The organism is Acidobacteriota bacterium (assembly GCA_028875575.1).
Lineage (GTDB): Bacteria > Acidobacteriota > Terriglobia > Versatilivoradales > Versatilivoraceae > Versatilivorator.
In genome coordinates this window covers 1-14,887 of record JAPPDF010000023.1, presented here as the reverse complement: position 1 = coordinate 14,887, position 14,887 = coordinate 1, and the positions used below count along the sequence as shown (strand labels likewise).

Genomic DNA, 14,887 nt, shown 5'->3' with positions numbered 1-14,887 from the left:
GGGAGTGAAGCCGGGAGTGCTCCTTCGGTCGGGCTCCGCCCTCCCTGCGGAGCACGCCCGCTCGTTGCCCATCGACCCCCTTGGAGATATGCTTAGCCCTACATAAAGAAGACTGGCCGTGTAAACCATGTATGCGGTTTATTGTGTAAACCATGAATGGATTGCACAGAAGCCGAGCCGCAGGCGAAGGCTGATGCGGAGGGGGGCAAACGCGGCGCCCCGAAACCGAAGCCCGCATACGAACCGGAAGGGGGAAGCGCCACGCCCCGGGTGTGACCACCAGAGCCACGGGCAGCGCAGCCTTGCCGGCGTCATTCGATTGACGTGCACTCTTCAGGAACCCAAATCCGCCTACGGCAGGACTATTTTGGGGGAGTCCTCGGGAGGGGTCCGCTCTTTGCTTGATTGCGACACCATGGTTGCAAGCCGGTCCAGGAATTCCCGGCTCCTGGGCCGGGACGAGTCGGAGAGGTTGGCCATCTCCAGAGTCATCTGGAGGCAATCCAGCACGTCGCCGGTCTTGGGGGTGGAAGCCGAGAGGTCTTCCGGTTTGCGGCGCTTGTCCAATAGGGATTTCAGCGATCCATAGAGCGCTTTCTGAATAAGCGTGTCGGGCACGTGGTCGTAGTAGATGCCCCCCTCCAGTGTTCGATAGGTTCGAGCCAGCCGTTCCAGGACCTCCCGCACATCGCCATCCACCAGCTCCGGAGACTGGGAGCGCGACTGGTGGATGGTAGTCCAAAGACCTGTGAGCAACTCCATGTTCCTGGCCTGAAAGGATTGGTCCCACAACCTTGCGGTCAGCGGCTCTCGGTCTCCCAGCCTGGCCCTCCGGCTCCGTTCGTATTCCCGCCCCGAATGCAGGTAGTCGCAGTCGGCCGGGCAGTCGATCTCCACCTCCCTCTTTTGCCCGCAACAGACCGGGCAGATATGGGTCTGCTTGGCCGGGCAGAAGCGCTTGGCCTTGCGGGTCGGGCACAACGGGCAGGTTCGCTTTGAGGGCGTCATGGAAACGATGGGAGACTCGGAGTTGTCCGGGAACCGTGGCAGGGTGTCGACGAGGATTCACCAACTCTCACGATTTCCTCCGGCGTCCCGACCGCATACTATCACGGCGGTTGACTGCAAGTCAGTCCCGCCCCTGCCGACAATCCATAATGGTATTGACATCAATCGGTTGCGGGCTATAATCAAAAAGATTCCAGTCCACTTTCCAATGCTGCAATCCGACCAAAGTCACGTGGACTGAGAGGACTGTTCGTGAGAGTGCGCAAGCCAAGCCGGTTCATCCTCTTCTGCTGGGTGGCCGCGGTTCTGATTGCGGGTCGACTCCCAGGGGAGGCAGCCCAGGGTGAAGAGCAGCGGGAGAAATCCCTCAAGCGGGAAACCTCGGATCGCTATCTCAAGAAGTGGATTCGCGAAGACGCCCGTTACATCATTACGGAGGAAGAAAAGAAAGCCTTCCGGCAACTGACCACCGACGATGAAAGGTACCAGTTCATCGAACAGTTCTGGTTGAGGCGGGATCCCAATCCCGATACGGTCGTGAACGAGGCCAGGGATGAACATTACCGGCGCATCGCCTATGCCAATGAGCGATTCTCGTCCGGGACCCCGGGGTGGTTGACGGATCGGGGGAGGATCTATATCACCTTCGGTCCTCCCGACGAAATCGAGTCCCATGCGGGCGGCGGCCGCTACGCCCGTCCCATTGACGAAGGCGGAGGAATCACCAGCACCTACCCCTTCGAAATCTGGCGCTACCGCCACCTGGAGGGGCCGGACCTGGGCAATGAAGTGCTGATCGAATTCGTCGACCCCACCATGACCGGCGAATACCGCCTGACCATGGATCCCAGCGAGAAGGATGCCTTGCTGTATGTGCCCAACGCCGGGCTGACCACCATGGAGAGCATGGGTATGGCCAGCAAGGCGGATCGTTTCACCGATCCGTCGGGGATGGCTCTGGGGGCCTCCCCCGGCGGCCGGAGCCGGCGGTACAATCAGTTCGAGCGCCTCTCCCAATACGCGGCCCTGCAACGCCCGCCCAAGGTCAAGTTTACCGACCTGGAGGCTGTCGTAAACACCAAGATCTCCTACAACCTGCTCCCCTTCAACTCCCGGACGGACTTTCTGAGGATCACCGAAGATACCGTGCTGACGCTCACCACCATCGAGCTGCTCCACAAGGATTTGACCTTCAAGGACCAGGAGGGCGTTCAGCGGGCTCAGGTCAACATCTTCGGCAGGGTGTCCACCATCACCGGCCGTGTGGTTCAGGTCTTCGAGGATGCGGTCGTCAAGGACGTTCCCGGCTCGCTGTTCAAGAAAACCCTTGGCGGAAAATCCCGCTATCAGCGTGCCGTGCCCTTGCGCTCCGGCCGCTACAAGCTGGAGTTGGTGCTCAAGGACCTGAACAGCGGCAACGTGGGAACGGAGTACGTCGGAATCGTGGTGCCCAAGTATCAGGATGACCGGCTGGCCACCAGCACTCTGATCCTGGCCGACCGCATCGAGAAGCTTCCCGACCGGCAGGTGGGGAGGGGCATGTTCGTGATCGGTGAAACCAAGGTCCATCCCAATGTGAGTGAGCAGTTCAATCGGGAACAGAGCCTTGGGATCTACTTCCAGGTTTACAACTTGACCCTGGATCAGGAAACGAAGCGGCCCTCGGCTGCCATAGAGTACCGTTTCAGAAGAGATAAAGAGGAAATCGCGCGATTACAGGAGGACCAGCAGGAGCTGGTGGGTGCTTCCCGGCAGATGACTTTGGCCAGGAAGGTATCGCTCAAGTCCCTGCAACCCGGCCACTACCACCTGGAGGTCAAGGTGACCGACAAGTTGTCGGACCGCTCGGTCGTCCAGGTCGGTCGCTTCGAGGTGCACTAAACCCGCATGTCTCACCGGGCCGCTGGAAACACTATGAAGGGCCTCTTGTGTTCAACCTTTTCGGACTGATGGTGGCGGCTTGCGGAAATGGACGGCGCTGGGGGCGCCCTGGCTTGTCCTTTTCCCCTCAGCGCGCACATGCTCGCTCGACCGTAGTGGCCGCTACGCTCTTCGCTCACGAGCACGCGCTGAGAGGGAAATGCCTGCGCCATGATCACGCCCCCCGGTGAGACATGCGGGTTTACCCCCCGGAGCGTCATGGGTTTGGAAGAATGAAAACGAGGAAACGCTCGATGCGAATCGGTCACACAACTGTCGTGCTACTCATTGCCCTGCTGGTTGGAGGGGCCCTGCACGCCCAGGCGGCGGCACAGGACGACCACGGGCACATCTCCGGTTTCGTCAAGGACTCGCGGGGAACGCCGCTTGGAGGCGTGCTGGTTACGGTTATGCAGGGAACCCTCAACCCGCGAGTGGTTCAGAGAGTCACCACCGACGGATTCGGTCAGTTCGAGATCGGAAACCTCTTGCCCGGTTCCTACGCTCTCAGCGTCAGCCTGGCCAGCTACCTGCCGATTTTGAAGTCGGGCATCGAGGTGGTGGCCGGCAAGATGGAGCGCCTGAACCTCAGCTTGCAGAATCTCTATCTCCAGACCCTGTCCCCGGGGGCGCCGGGCGATCGTTCCTCCGCCCCGCAAGAGGACATCGGTTCGGTGTTGAGAATGGCTTCTTCCACCCGGCCGATTTTGCGATTCCAGGGGACCGGCCAGCGTGCCGACCTGGAGCTCGATCTGGAATCGCCCCGAGCGTCGGCTCAGGCCGACCAGGGATGGCACGGATCGGTTCACGTCTACTCCACCGCCTATTCCGCCGATCCGGACCTGCTGGACCTGGGTGGCGCCTTTACCGAGTTCGTCTTCGTGAAGGACCTCAATTCGAACTCCCAGTGGTTGATGGCCGGAACGGTATCCGAGAGCGGCTACACCGAGTTGGACTCGTTGATCCGGTGGAAGAACCTGAAGGGGCATAATCCGTCGTTGCGGGTGAGCCTGGGCAGCTTCCCCTATTTGGACCGGCAGGTTCCATCCGAAAAGGGGCACCTGCAGCGGCTCAATCTCTTCAACCTGGACTTCCAGGACGAGGTGGCTATTTCCGAGGTCATCTCGGCGATTTACGGGGTGGAGCTCCAGGCTACCGATCCCTCGGTGAAGGCTCGACGGGTACGGCCGCGCTGGGGATTGAGAATGAGGCCCCATTCCGGCTACCAGGTGGCGTTCGTTCGCACCAAGTCCATGCCGCGGCACTATCGCACGGCTCCATCCCAATCCGGAGAGGAGCTTTCCTTTTCATCTCCCTTCCTGCATCCGTTCGGGAGCAAGATGCGTTTGGGCCAAACCGAAGCCACCCACACGGAAATGACGGTTGACCATGAGTTCGGCAACGAAACTCAATTGGCCGTGGGTGTCTATTCGGATCGATTTTCGCCGGGCAGGGCCTGGGCGGCGACCGGCTCGCGCAGAATCGTCCCGGCTTCCTCCAAGGGCGTTCGCGTCGCCTATGGGCGTCGGCTGGGTCACGGCGTGCGCTCGGACCTGGGATATACCTTTGGAGGAGGGACGCAGTGGGGCCACGGAGCATTCGGCCTGACGCCGAGGAACTACCACGTGATGGTGGCCCGGCTGAAAGCTCAGGCGAATTCCTCCGGGACACGAGTGGCCGCGACCTATCGATATGTCTCGGGCGTTTCGCTCACCGTCATCGATCCCTATCAGGAGTACTTCGAGAGTTCCGCTCCCGGCTTGAGTCTCATGGTGACTCAGTCCATACCCTACGTGGGACGGTTTATTCCGGGCGAACTGGAAGCCCAGCTCGATGTCCACAATCTCTTCGATCAGCACCGGTTCGATTTGACGGACGCTGCCGGTGAGCCCAGACACTCCGAATTCCTCCAAACCCCCCGGTCGTTGCGGGGTGGCATCCGACTCAAGTTCTGAACGGGCTGCCCCCGGTTTTGTCCTAGAGCAAGGCAATGGTTGCCAATTTCGGCTTCAAGACGACTCTGATCGTTCTTCTCACCGCGTGCCTGGCGGTGATCGGCATCCAGAATAGCCGGCAGAAGCGGCAGCATGTCACGCCGGATGACGGGAGCGGGTGGATCAGGACCACTCGCGGCGTGGAAGCCTTCATCGTGGAGGACGGAGGGGCCGCGGACAAGGCCGGCATTCGCAAGGGTGACCTGTTGGTGGCCATCAACGACAGGCCGATCACCCGAGCCACGCAGGTTTCGGAGGAGCTGGACCAACTGGGAGTGTGGTCGAAAGTGCAATACTCCCTGACACGCTCCGGGGCCGGCTACGTCACCACCCTGGTGATCACACCCCAGCCTGCCAATCTGCGCTTGAAAGGGTTTCTGGAGTCGGTTGGCTTCCTTTATCTTCTCATCGGCGTCTTTATTTTTCTGCGGAGATGGCAAGCCAAGGGGGCTTTGCACTTCTACACCATCTGTTTGGCCTCTTTCGGCGTCTTTGCCTTTTCCTACACCGGAGAGCTGAACGTTTTCGATTGGGGGGTCTATTGGCTGGACGCCGTTTGCCTGCTGTTTTTGCCGCCGCTGTTTCTCCACTTCTGTCTGAGTTTCCCTCACCCCAAGTCGTTCCTGGAACGTTACACCCCTCTCAAGGTTGTCCTCTACCTGCCGGCCCTGCTGCTGCTTGGGATTCAGGTGTTGTTCGTTTTCAACCTGTTGCTGGTCGAGGCGCCGCTGAGAACACGGATTCTGCTGGATCAGCTACACATGCTCCACTTTGCCGGTCTGTTCGTCCTGGGGATGTTGGCTCTGGCCCACACCTACTGGGCCAGCACCAACCAGATCCTGAGGCAGCAGATGAAGTGGATCGTGATGGGAACCGTCGTCGGAACCCTGCCCTTCTTCCTGGTCTATGCCGTTCCCTACTGGATGGGAGTCGTTCCCACGGTCTGGATGGAGATCACGGTGCTGCCGCTGGTGCTGATCCCGTTGACCTTCGGGTACGCCATCATCAAGTTCCGCCTCATGGATGTGGACATCATCTTCAAGAAGGGGATGGCATCGACGCTGGCCTCGTTGGCCAACGTGGGTTTCTATCTGGGGCTGCTGGCCATCGTCAGTCAGGTGTTCCACGCGGCTGGAGCCCAGTCCATCAATTGGTACGCCATGGTCTCGGTGGTTGTGGCCGGATTCGCCTTTGTCCCCTTGCGCAACTGGATTCAGTCCAAGGTGGACCAGTACTTCTACCGGGACCGGTACGACTACCGGCAGACCCTGATCGAGTTCGGGAAGAAGCTCGGCTCGGAGGTGAACGTCTCCCGGCTGCTGGAGTCGGTGACCGAAAAGATCAGCACGACTCTTTCGGTGCACAAGGTGGCCATTTTTCTGGGGGAGGAGGGCCACTCCCAGCAGTTCCGCTTGGCCAAGTCGGTAGGTCTGCCGCGAGAGCCCCACGGGTTGGACCTGGGCTATCTGCATCCCCGGAATCCCTCCCTGGCCAAGGGCTTTCTGTTCTACGAGGACCTCAGGAGTCTCATGGGGGAGAGGCCGGAACATCGTGAAGCTCTGGAACAACTCGGGCTGCACTACTACCTTCCCTGTGTCGCCAAGGGGGAAACCATTGCCTACCTGGGACTGGGGCGGACCCATCGAGGCGACTTGCTCACCAGCGAGGACGTGGAACTTCTTCAAACCATCGCCGGATATGTGGCCATCGCTCTGGAGAATTCCCGGCTCTACTCCTCGGTACACCAGAAGGCGGAGGAGCTCCGGCAGCTCAAGGAATACAGTGAGAGCATCGTCGAATCCATCAGCGTCGGGGTGGTGGTCGTGGATCTGGAGGAACGGATTGAGAGTTGGAATCCTCAAATGGAGTCCCTGATGGGGGTCCCCAAGGATCATGTCATCGGCAAGGGGGTTTCCGAGGTGCTTCCCGAAAACCTGGTCCGGGAGATGCGGATGCGAATGGGGCCCGACCCTGCGGGACATTCCGAGGTCTTTCGGCTCTACAAGTGCCGACTCAAGTTTGGCGGGGACCTGCGCGTGGTGGACGCCACCGTCACCCCTCTCATGGACAAGGATCGTGGAGTCACCGGTCGGATCATCATTCTGGACGACAACACCGAGCGGGTCCAGATGGAAGATCAACTGGCGCAGTCCGAGAAATTGACCTCGATCGGGCTATTGGCTGCCGGGGTGGCCCACGAGGTCAATACCCCGCTGGCGGTGATCTCCACCTACAGCCAGGTGCTGGGCAAGCAGTTGAGCGAGGACGATCCCAAGGCGAAAATGATGGGGAAGATCGTGGCGCAGTCCAAACGCGCCTCCGAGATTGCCAACCGCCTGCTCAACTTCTCCCGGACCGAGGGAACAGCCTTTCGGGAGTTGGAGGTCAACGGCGTTATTTCCGAGACGCTGTCCCTGTTGGATCACCAACTCAAGGCAGCTAAGATCCGTCTGAGGACGGAGCTGGGCTCCACCACCGTCCGGGTCCACGGCAACCCCGGAAAGCTGCAGCAGGTCTTTCTCAATCTGTTTATCAATGCCAAGGACGCCATGCCCGGCGGAGGAGAATTGCTGGTCAGGACATCCACACCGGATTCCGTATTCCGGATCGAGATTGAGGATACCGGAAATGGAATCCCCGAGGAGCACCTGCCGAAGATCTACGACCCCTTCTTTACCACCAAGGAAATGGGCCGGGGCACCGGATTGGGGCTTTCGGTGACCTACGGGATCGTTCAGGAGCACTCGGGAAACATCATGGTGGATTCCAAGCCGGGTCAGGGCACACGGTTCATCGTGGAGTTTCCTGCCGCCAGGAAGGTGGCCAATGTCTGAGCACGCCGGATCCATTCTGGTGGTCGACGACGAACCTGCGATTCGCGAGAGTCTCGAGTTTCTGCTGTCCGAAGCCAACTACAAGGTGGCCTTGGCCGAGGGGGGTCTGGACGGCTTGAAGAAGCTGGAGTCCGACCTCTTCGATCTGGTGCTCCTGGACGTGATGATGCCCGACAAGAACGGGTTGGAAGTCCTGGAGGAGATCGGGCGTTCCTCACCGGAAACCGCCGTCATCATGATCACCGCTTTCGGCACCATTGAAAATGCGGTGCGAGCCATCAAGTCCGGAGCGGTGGACTATGTCACCAAGCCCTGGAATAACGAGAAGCTCCTGTTGGATATCCGAAACGGAATTCAACAGCGCAAGCTCCAGTATGAGAACCGGGAGCTGAAGCGCGCTCTCAAGCAGCAGTCGGGTTTCGCCAACATGGTTGGCAAGAGCGAGCAGATGCTGAAGGTGTTCGACCTGGTTACCCAGGTGGCTCAGAGCCGGAGCACGGTGTTGATTCAAGGGGAGAGCGGCACCGGGAAAGAGCTTGTCGCCAAGGCGATTCATGCCAACAGCAGCCGCTCCAGGAAGGCCTTTGTGACCGTCAACAGCGGCAGTCTTCCCGCGGACCTGCTGGAGAGCACGCTCTTCGGGCACCTCAAGGGCGCCTTTACCAGCGCTGTGGCTTCCAAGAAGGGACTGTTCGAGGTGGCGGACCAGGGGTCGATCTTCTTTGACGAGATCGGATCGGTAGGGCTGGAGACTCAAGCCAAGCTGCTCAGGGTGATTCAGGAGAAGGAGTTCATGCGTCTGGGTGGCGTGGACACCATCAAGGTGGACGCGCGTATCATTGCCGCGACCAACGTGGACTTGAAGGCATTGGTGGAACAGGGAACCTTCAGGGAAGATCTGTTCTACCGCCTGAATGTGATTTCCGTTCAACTGCCTCCGCTCCGGGAACGCAAGGAGGACATTCCGCTGCTGGTCGATCACTTTTTGAAGAAGTTCAGCCAGGAGAACAACAAGACCTTTGGGCCGGTTTCTCCCGAGATCATGAGGCTCCTGGTGCGATACGACTGGCCGGGAAACGTGAGGGAGCTGGAGAATGTCGTCGAGCGGGCGGTCGTATTGAGCACATCGGGCGATCTGTCCCGGGAGTTGATATCCCTTGAGGTCAAGCCGACCCCAACGATTCCCAAGACCAACGGCATGCCTGCCATGGACGGCAAGCCGCTCTGCGATATCCTGGACACCTTCGAGAGAGACGTGATCCTGCAGATGCTGGAGAGTGTCAATTGGAGTCAGACCGAAGCGGCCGAGCGGTTCGGATTGCCCCTCTCCACGCTCAACTCCAAGGTCAAGCGCCTGGGAATTGACGCCAAGCGCAGGCGCTTGCGACAGTAGCCCCCGCCATTCTTGCCTTGCCGCCGGCCCGCCAATCGTGTTCGAGTGCCCATGAAACGCCTGATTCCCCCGTTTCCGCGGAGAGGACCTGTCTTGTGGATTGCCCGGGCCCTGAGCCTGTCGATGGCGTTCGGGATGGTTGCGCTTCCCGCAGCCGCTGATTGGCTCGTCGGGCTGAGCTACTACCAACAGGGGAAATATCGTCGAGCCGTGGAGGTGCTTCTGGCCGAGGTCAGGGAGAATCGCCAGGATGCCCTGGTCCTTCGAATTCTGGGTCTCAGCTACTACCAATTGCGGGACTACGATCAGGCGGAGACCTATCTGAAGAGCGCTCTGGAACTGAAGCCCGACTTCGAGGCGGAGATGGGGCTGGCCCGGGTTCAAGCGGGGCGGGGCAACTACGAAAACGCCCTGCAGTCGCTCGACAAGGGGCAGGCGTTGATTCAAACCGACCGGCACAGGTTCCAGTATCACTTTTCTCGGGGTTCGATTCTGCTGCGGCAGGGCCATGCTGACTTGGCCCACCGGGAATTCAAGAGGGCCGAGCCCTTGGCGGGCAAGCAGCCCGCCTTCTTTGCCCAAATGGGCAGCCTGGAGTACAGCCGGGGCCGTATTCCGGAAGCCCTGGCGGCATTGGAACGCTCCCTGGAGCTCAACCGCAGCCAACCGCAAGTCCTGGTGTCCCTGGGCGAAGTCTGCTTGCGGCTCTCGGCAAGTGAAGGAGGAACGGCAAACCATTTCGACAGGGCCGTGGCTCTGGCGGCGGAAGCTCTGGCCCTGAGTCCGGACAGCCTGGCGGCACACCACCTGGCGGGCAGGGCTCACTTGGGCTTGAGGGAATTCCCCAATGCCGAGAGACACTTTCGCAAGGTCATTGCTATTGACAGGGAACATCCGGGGATCTTCTACAGCTTGGGGCAGGCTCTCATTGGATTGCACCGATACCCGGAAGGAAGCGTGGCCCTGGAAGACGCCGTTGAAGAAGATCCCGGCAATCCGGAAATCTACTATGCCTTGGGGTTTTGTCGGGAAAAAACGGGAGATTTCCGGCAAGCCCTGGACTCCTACCGGCGAGCCCACCATTTGCGTCCCGACCCGGAGTTCAAGGCCGCCGCCGTGCGGGCCGGCAAGCTCCTGGATTCCACCCGGTGAGTCCGGGGAAGAAATAGCCACCAAGGAACAGCAAGGCCCATGAAAGGGCACGAAAAGATTGTTTGCCGATCGTCGATCGGGATGTAACCAGGCACCCGCCGAGAAAAGCGGGCCGGAGGAATTGCCTTGACCAAGTCATCCGTTCTGGAACAGTTGACCCTTAAAGCTGCCGGGTCCGGGAAGCATATCGTGCTGCCGGAAGGAACCGACGAGCGCACTCTGACGGCAGCCGCCAGGATTCAGGACCAGGGGTTGATGCGGCTGACTCTCGTGGGGGACCCCGGCGTCATCGCGGAAAAGGGCAAGGCTCTGGGACTGAACCTGGAATCGGTCGGGGTCATCGACCCCAGGAGCTCGGACAGGTTGAACCACTACGCCGAGCTCTACCATGACAGCATGAAGTCCAAGGGCGTCACCCGGCAGGAGGCGGCCCGACAACTGGAACATCCCCTCTATTTCGGAAACGCCATGGTGGGTTGGGGCGATGCCGACGGCTCGGTGGCAGGGGCAAGCCATACCACGGCCGAGACGGTCCGGGCGGCCTTGCGGTGCATCGGGTTGCAGGACGGTTGTTCCCTGGTCTCCAGCTTCTTTCTGATGCTGCTGCCGGGAGGTCCCGGCCGGGAAGAGAAGCCCCTGATCTTTGCCGACTGCGCCGTGGTGCCCAATCCGGATGCTTCCCAGTTGGCGGATATCGCCACGGCGACAGCCCACAACGCCCGGGCGCTGCTGGGGGTGGAACCCAGGGTGGCCATGCTCTCATTCTCCAGCAAGGGAAGCGCCAGCCACCCTCTGGTGGACAAGGTGGTGGAGGCGACCCTCACCGCCCGAGAGCGTTATCCCGGCTTGCAGTTGGACGGTGAACTGCAGGTGGATACGGCCCTGATTGCGGAGATCGGTAGTCGGAAGGCACCGGAAAGCCCGGTAGCCGGGCGGGCCAACACCCTCATCTTCCCGGACCTGCAGGCGGGCAACATCGCCTACAAGCTGGTGGAGCGACTTGCCGGCGCGCAAGCCGTCGGACCGGTGCTGCAGGGGTTGAAAAAACCTGCCAATGATCTGTCCAGGGGCTGCACGGCTCAGGACATTGTCAATACCGCAGTGGTTACCGCGGTGCAGGCGGGATCCCCGCCCCCGTCACCGGGTAGGTGACGGGAACGGTTTTGTCTTCGTCAGCGCGACTCGGCGTCTCTTCGCTGCTTTTTTCGGCTCCGCTTGCGAGCCAAGGCTTGCTTGACTCGTTTCTTTTCGCCCGGCTTCAGATAAAAGGAGTGCCGCTTTACTTCTTTGATGATGTCTTCGGTCTGGACCTTGCGCTTGAAGCGCCGCAAGGCGTTTTCCAGGCTTTCGCCCTCTTGAACCCTGACTTCCGCCACTCTGTTTCACCCCCCTTGGGTGCGTCGATAACTGCAGGATGGTAGGTAAATCCCCGACTGCCTGTCAAGGGGTAACCACTCTTCGAGTGGATAGTGAAGAGTGGCGAGTGGAGAGCGGAGAGTGGAAAATGACCTGGCAAGTCGGCGCATGCCCCCCTGAGGTGCAAGAGTGATTGGAAGAGGCGTCCCCCGGGAACGCGGGCGTCCCGCCCGCATGCACTCCCGTTGCGTTCCGCTCAGTTTCCCTGCGATACGGCACCCTGCCAAGCTGCCGGCGGGAACGGCATGGGCTCAGCCGAAGCAGAGTCCTCGAGCCGTTGCCGGTCGAGTTGGGTGGAGCAGATGGCCGAGGCTATGCCAAGATGTGTGCGGGCGGGACGCCCGCGTTCCCGGGGGGCTTCATCCAGAACGGGGGCCGGACTGATTTGAAGGACTGCGTCGAGACAACAAGGTGCTTAACGTGTCGATCAAATAACTCTCCACTCTTCACTCTCCACTAACCTCTGCCTTTTACCGCCTCATCAGCACCACCGGCGCTTGGTCGGCCGCAATCATCTCGTCGAAGAACTCCTTCACCGATGCATAGTCCTCGGGAGGAACAACGGCATTGTCGAGCTCGAGATGGCGCTTGAAGAGGAGCTTGCCGGCTTCGACCCGCCAGTCAGCCCGGTAGCGTCCGAACGGCGTGGTGAGCGTTACGGGCTCGGGCATTTCATCTATCGTAAATCCCGGGGGAAGATCCACCTCCACGGTTTCCTGGTAGCTGTCGGCCTCCAGAACCACGGCGTACTTGCGCTCGGTTTGGTTGAGATAGGTGAAGCCTCGTTGGAGAACCACGGCCGGCTTGAAGATCAGGAGATATTGACCCACCGTCCTCCCATAGGCGACCGCTGTGAAATCGACGTCCAGGAAGAAACCACCTCGGTCGCGTTCGCCGGCTTCGATCCTGGATACGGCGGCGCCCGGAGCGCCGCGGGAGATCCAACGTTCGATGACCCTGCGGTAGTCCCTGCCCGCCAGCCTTCTGTGAAGGCGCCGATTCCTGCTGGCGGAGCTTCCCTCGAGGCGTTCTCGAATCTGACAGCCGATGGAGCCGTCGTGAGCCAGGCTCATGGTGACATGGCGTTTGAGGAGATTGGCCTGGGGAGTGGCCGCCGGTGCCCGCAGCAGCTCACCGCCGCTCGACTTGACCAGCAGCGCCAGGCTGTCCTGCTGGTGGTCGGGAAGGTAGCCCAATGGCGTGTAGCGGTCGGTCGGGTCGAAAAGCAGGAATTGCCCCAGGCGGCCGGTAGAGGCCATCGCGGGTGCTTTCAGCTCTCCTGAAAACTTCACGGCGATGATGACGTGGTTGAACTGTCGAGGGGACGGCCAGTCGGGCTGCACATAGCGGCGATTACCGGAAAAGATCACAACCGGAAAGGACTCGATGCCCACCGCCGCCAACAGGGAGCGCATGAGGTTGACCTTGTCCTTGCAGTCTCCATAGGCGTTTTGAAGTGTCTCCCCTGCAGGACTGGGCTGGTATCCCCCGCCCCGCCCCACTCCCAATTGGATGGAGGCGTACTTGATGCGCTGGGAGAAATCGGCGATGGCCTCGATTTTCTCAAGCTGGCTTTCCTTTCCCGCGGTCAGCGCTTGTGCCTTGGCGATGACGGCTTTGTCGGGCCTGGCCCGAGGGTCGGCAAGGGAAGCAAGCCAGGCCGAAACCTGGCTCCATTCGCGGAAGGTCGGTCCGGCGGCCTTGACCTGAGGCGGAGGAAAGTAGCCGACGTTGACCCGGGGCACGATCGACCTCAGCCCGGGCCGGGCGGGTTCGTCCGATACCGGTGGCAGGCGTTCCAGTTGCCAGGTGTAGGAGGAGTTGTTGACCAGGGGTTCAATGGACGGGTGGTTGTCCGTGACCGACTCGGCGGTCCAGCCCGAAGGCAGCTCCAGGCGGAAACGGGAGAGCAGGGCCGGCAGATCGTCCTGAAAGCTGAAGCTGAACTGGGTAAATAGGGACCGGTCTTCCAAGACCGATTCATAGCCGAACACTGAACCCCTATCGGCGTCAGCCATGCCGCGGATGGACGATTCCCGCGACTCGTCATAGACATGGTAGACATCATCTTCCACCAACGAGACATCGATGATGTCCTTCTTGCGATAGGTCTTTGAAGCCCCGGAGGGGTAGAGCGTCCAGGCCCGCAGCCGACGGACCTTGCCGCTGTCGCTGCGATAGATCACAGCCCCGCGAGCTTCCCTGCGGCCTTCCCGGGTCAGGACCTTGACGGCTTTCCTCACCGAGGTGGTGACCTTGCCGTCCGGCTCCACGGTCACTGTCATTTCGTTGAGAAGAACGACTGCTCCCACGTCGCTGTCGTATTCGGGGATTCGGCTGGAAGCCAGCTCGGTGAGCCAGGAAGGGGGCCTTTCGGCCGCCAGGCAGGGGGAGCAGAGACCGATCAGGACCAGGGCTGCCGCCCCTGGTTGGACCCGCCACCGGTCAATCCGCCGCCGGCTTGCGGGTGAGTGTGAGCACATGGTTGTCTTGCCGGTGGATGTAATCGAAGGTTCGCTTGATTTGAGGATAGGCGTCGGAGCGGAACAGTATCGTCCCGTTGTCTCCGAAGCGCAAGCTGCGCCTGTAGGTCAGACCGTTACCGTCGCTTGGCTCCAGGATGGCCTCGTATTTTCCCACGCCTCTCATGGTGAACGGTCCGGGTGAGGAGACTCTCTCGAGACGGTAGGTCTGCGGCAGCTCGATGGTGATCTCGTCCGACTCAGTCCAGGGGTAACGGAAGTAGATATCGTACCGGCGCTGGCTGGTTTCAAACTCCGCGGGCACGTTCATTTGGAAATAGGCCGGCTGCAGCAGCAGACGCCTGCCGACCCCTTGGGCATAACCCGGCGCCCGAATCTTGTAGCGCACCGTGAAGGGGTCTCGGATGGCTTTGGCGTTCAGGATCTCTACCTCGGTCACTTCAGCGGTATTCAACCGTTCCTGCACCTCCTCTGAAATGGCCCTCTGCTGCTCCTCCGGGGTTAGGGCGTCATACAGGTTCTTGCGGGACACGCCCATATGGCCGTGGAAGATCATCTCCACCGTTCCTTCCAGCGTTCCGTCCTCGTGCAGCTTGAAACTCGCTTTGCGGTGAACCCGGCTTCTCTCGGGACCGGAAGTGGGAGTCTTCTGGAAAAAGGGTTGTTTCCGGTGGAGGATCAGCGATT

At 60.6% G+C, this 14,887-nt stretch carries 10 protein-coding genes; 6 read left to right on the top strand and 4 right to left on the bottom strand.

The window, feature by feature from the left end; genetic code table 11:
* Nucleotides 1-351: 351 nt before the first annotated feature.
* Entirely contained in the window at nt 352-1,008 is a 657-nt protein-coding gene (locus OXI69_02910; protein MDE2665083.1) for a hypothetical protein, read from the bottom strand.
* 252 nt (nt 1,009-1,260) lie between these two features.
* Here OXI69_02910 and OXI69_02905 point away from each other — a divergent pair, with 252 nt between their 5' ends.
* From OXI69_02905 to pta, 6 genes are all read left to right on the top strand, one after another.
* The gene (locus OXI69_02905) at nt 1,261-2,889 is read left to right on the top strand and encodes a GWxTD domain-containing protein (GenBank protein MDE2665082.1); all 1,629 of its coding nucleotides are present in this window, start codon (nt 1,261-1,263) and stop codon (nt 2,887-2,889) included.
* Nucleotides 2,890-3,182: 293 nt separating this feature from the next.
* A complete protein-coding gene (locus OXI69_02900) occupies nt 3,183-4,883 on the top strand; it encodes a carboxypeptidase-like regulatory domain-containing protein (protein MDE2665081.1) in 1,701 nt (566 codons plus the stop codon).
* A gap of 35 nt (nt 4,884-4,918) precedes the next feature.
* Entirely contained in the window at nt 4,919-7,756 is a 2,838-nt protein-coding gene (locus OXI69_02895) for an ATP-binding protein (protein ID MDE2665080.1), read from the top strand.
* Complete coding sequence (locus tag OXI69_02890) at nt 7,749-9,149, top strand: sigma-54 dependent transcriptional regulator (GenBank protein MDE2665079.1); 1,401 nt, start codon at nt 7,749-7,751, stop codon at nt 9,147-9,149. Before OXI69_02895 ends, OXI69_02890 begins: the two co-directional genes overlap by 8 nt.
* 51 nt (nt 9,150-9,200) lie before the next feature.
* Nucleotides 9,201-10,301, top strand: coding sequence for a tetratricopeptide repeat protein (locus tag OXI69_02885; protein ID MDE2665078.1), 1,101 nt, complete (start codon nt 9,201-9,203; stop codon nt 10,299-10,301).
* Nucleotides 10,302-10,427: 126 nt separating this feature from the next.
* Entirely contained in the window at nt 10,428-11,453 is a 1,026-nt protein-coding gene (pta, locus tag OXI69_02880) for a phosphate acetyltransferase (GenBank protein ID MDE2665077.1), read from the top strand.
* Between the two features lie 20 nt (nt 11,454-11,473).
* Here the strand turns inward: pta and rpsU are convergent, their stop codons facing one another.
* From rpsU to OXI69_02865, 3 genes are all read right to left on the bottom strand, one after another.
* On the bottom strand, nt 11,474-11,677 hold the full coding sequence (gene rpsU / locus OXI69_02875) for a 30S ribosomal protein S21 (GenBank protein ID MDE2665076.1): 204 nt from the start codon (nt 11,675-11,677) through the stop codon (nt 11,474-11,476).
* Between the two features lie 510 nt (nt 11,678-12,187).
* On the bottom strand, nt 12,188-14,200 hold the full coding sequence (locus OXI69_02870) for a DUF3857 domain-containing protein (GenBank protein MDE2665075.1): 2,013 nt from the start codon (nt 14,198-14,200) through the stop codon (nt 12,188-12,190).
* The coding region (locus OXI69_02865; protein ID MDE2665074.1) for a hypothetical protein at nt 14,163-14,887 on the bottom strand (725 nt) is incomplete at its 5' end. The genes OXI69_02870 and OXI69_02865, both read right to left, overlap by 38 nt.

Excerpts from the sequence above, each read along its gene's own strand:
- OXI69_02910 (MDE2665083.1), bottom strand. The coding sequence starts at position 1,008 with ATGACGCCCTCAAAGCGAACCTGCCCGTTGTGCCCGACCCGCAAGGCC.
- OXI69_02900 (MDE2665081.1), top strand. The coding sequence starts at position 3,183 with ATGCGAATCGGTCACACAACTGTCGTGCTACTCATTGCCCTGCTGGTT.
- OXI69_02895 (MDE2665080.1), top strand. The coding sequence starts at position 4,919 with ATGGTTGCCAATTTCGGCTTCAAGACGACTCTGATCGTTCTTCTCACC.
- OXI69_02890 (MDE2665079.1), top strand. The coding sequence starts at position 7,749 with ATGTCTGAGCACGCCGGATCCATTCTGGTGGTCGACGACGAACCTGCG.
- OXI69_02885 (MDE2665078.1), top strand. The coding sequence starts at position 9,201 with ATGAAACGCCTGATTCCCCCGTTTCCGCGGAGAGGACCTGTCTTGTGG.
- OXI69_02870 (MDE2665075.1), bottom strand. The coding sequence starts at position 14,200 with ATGTGCTCACACTCACCCGCAAGCCGGCGGCGGATTGACCGGTGGCGG.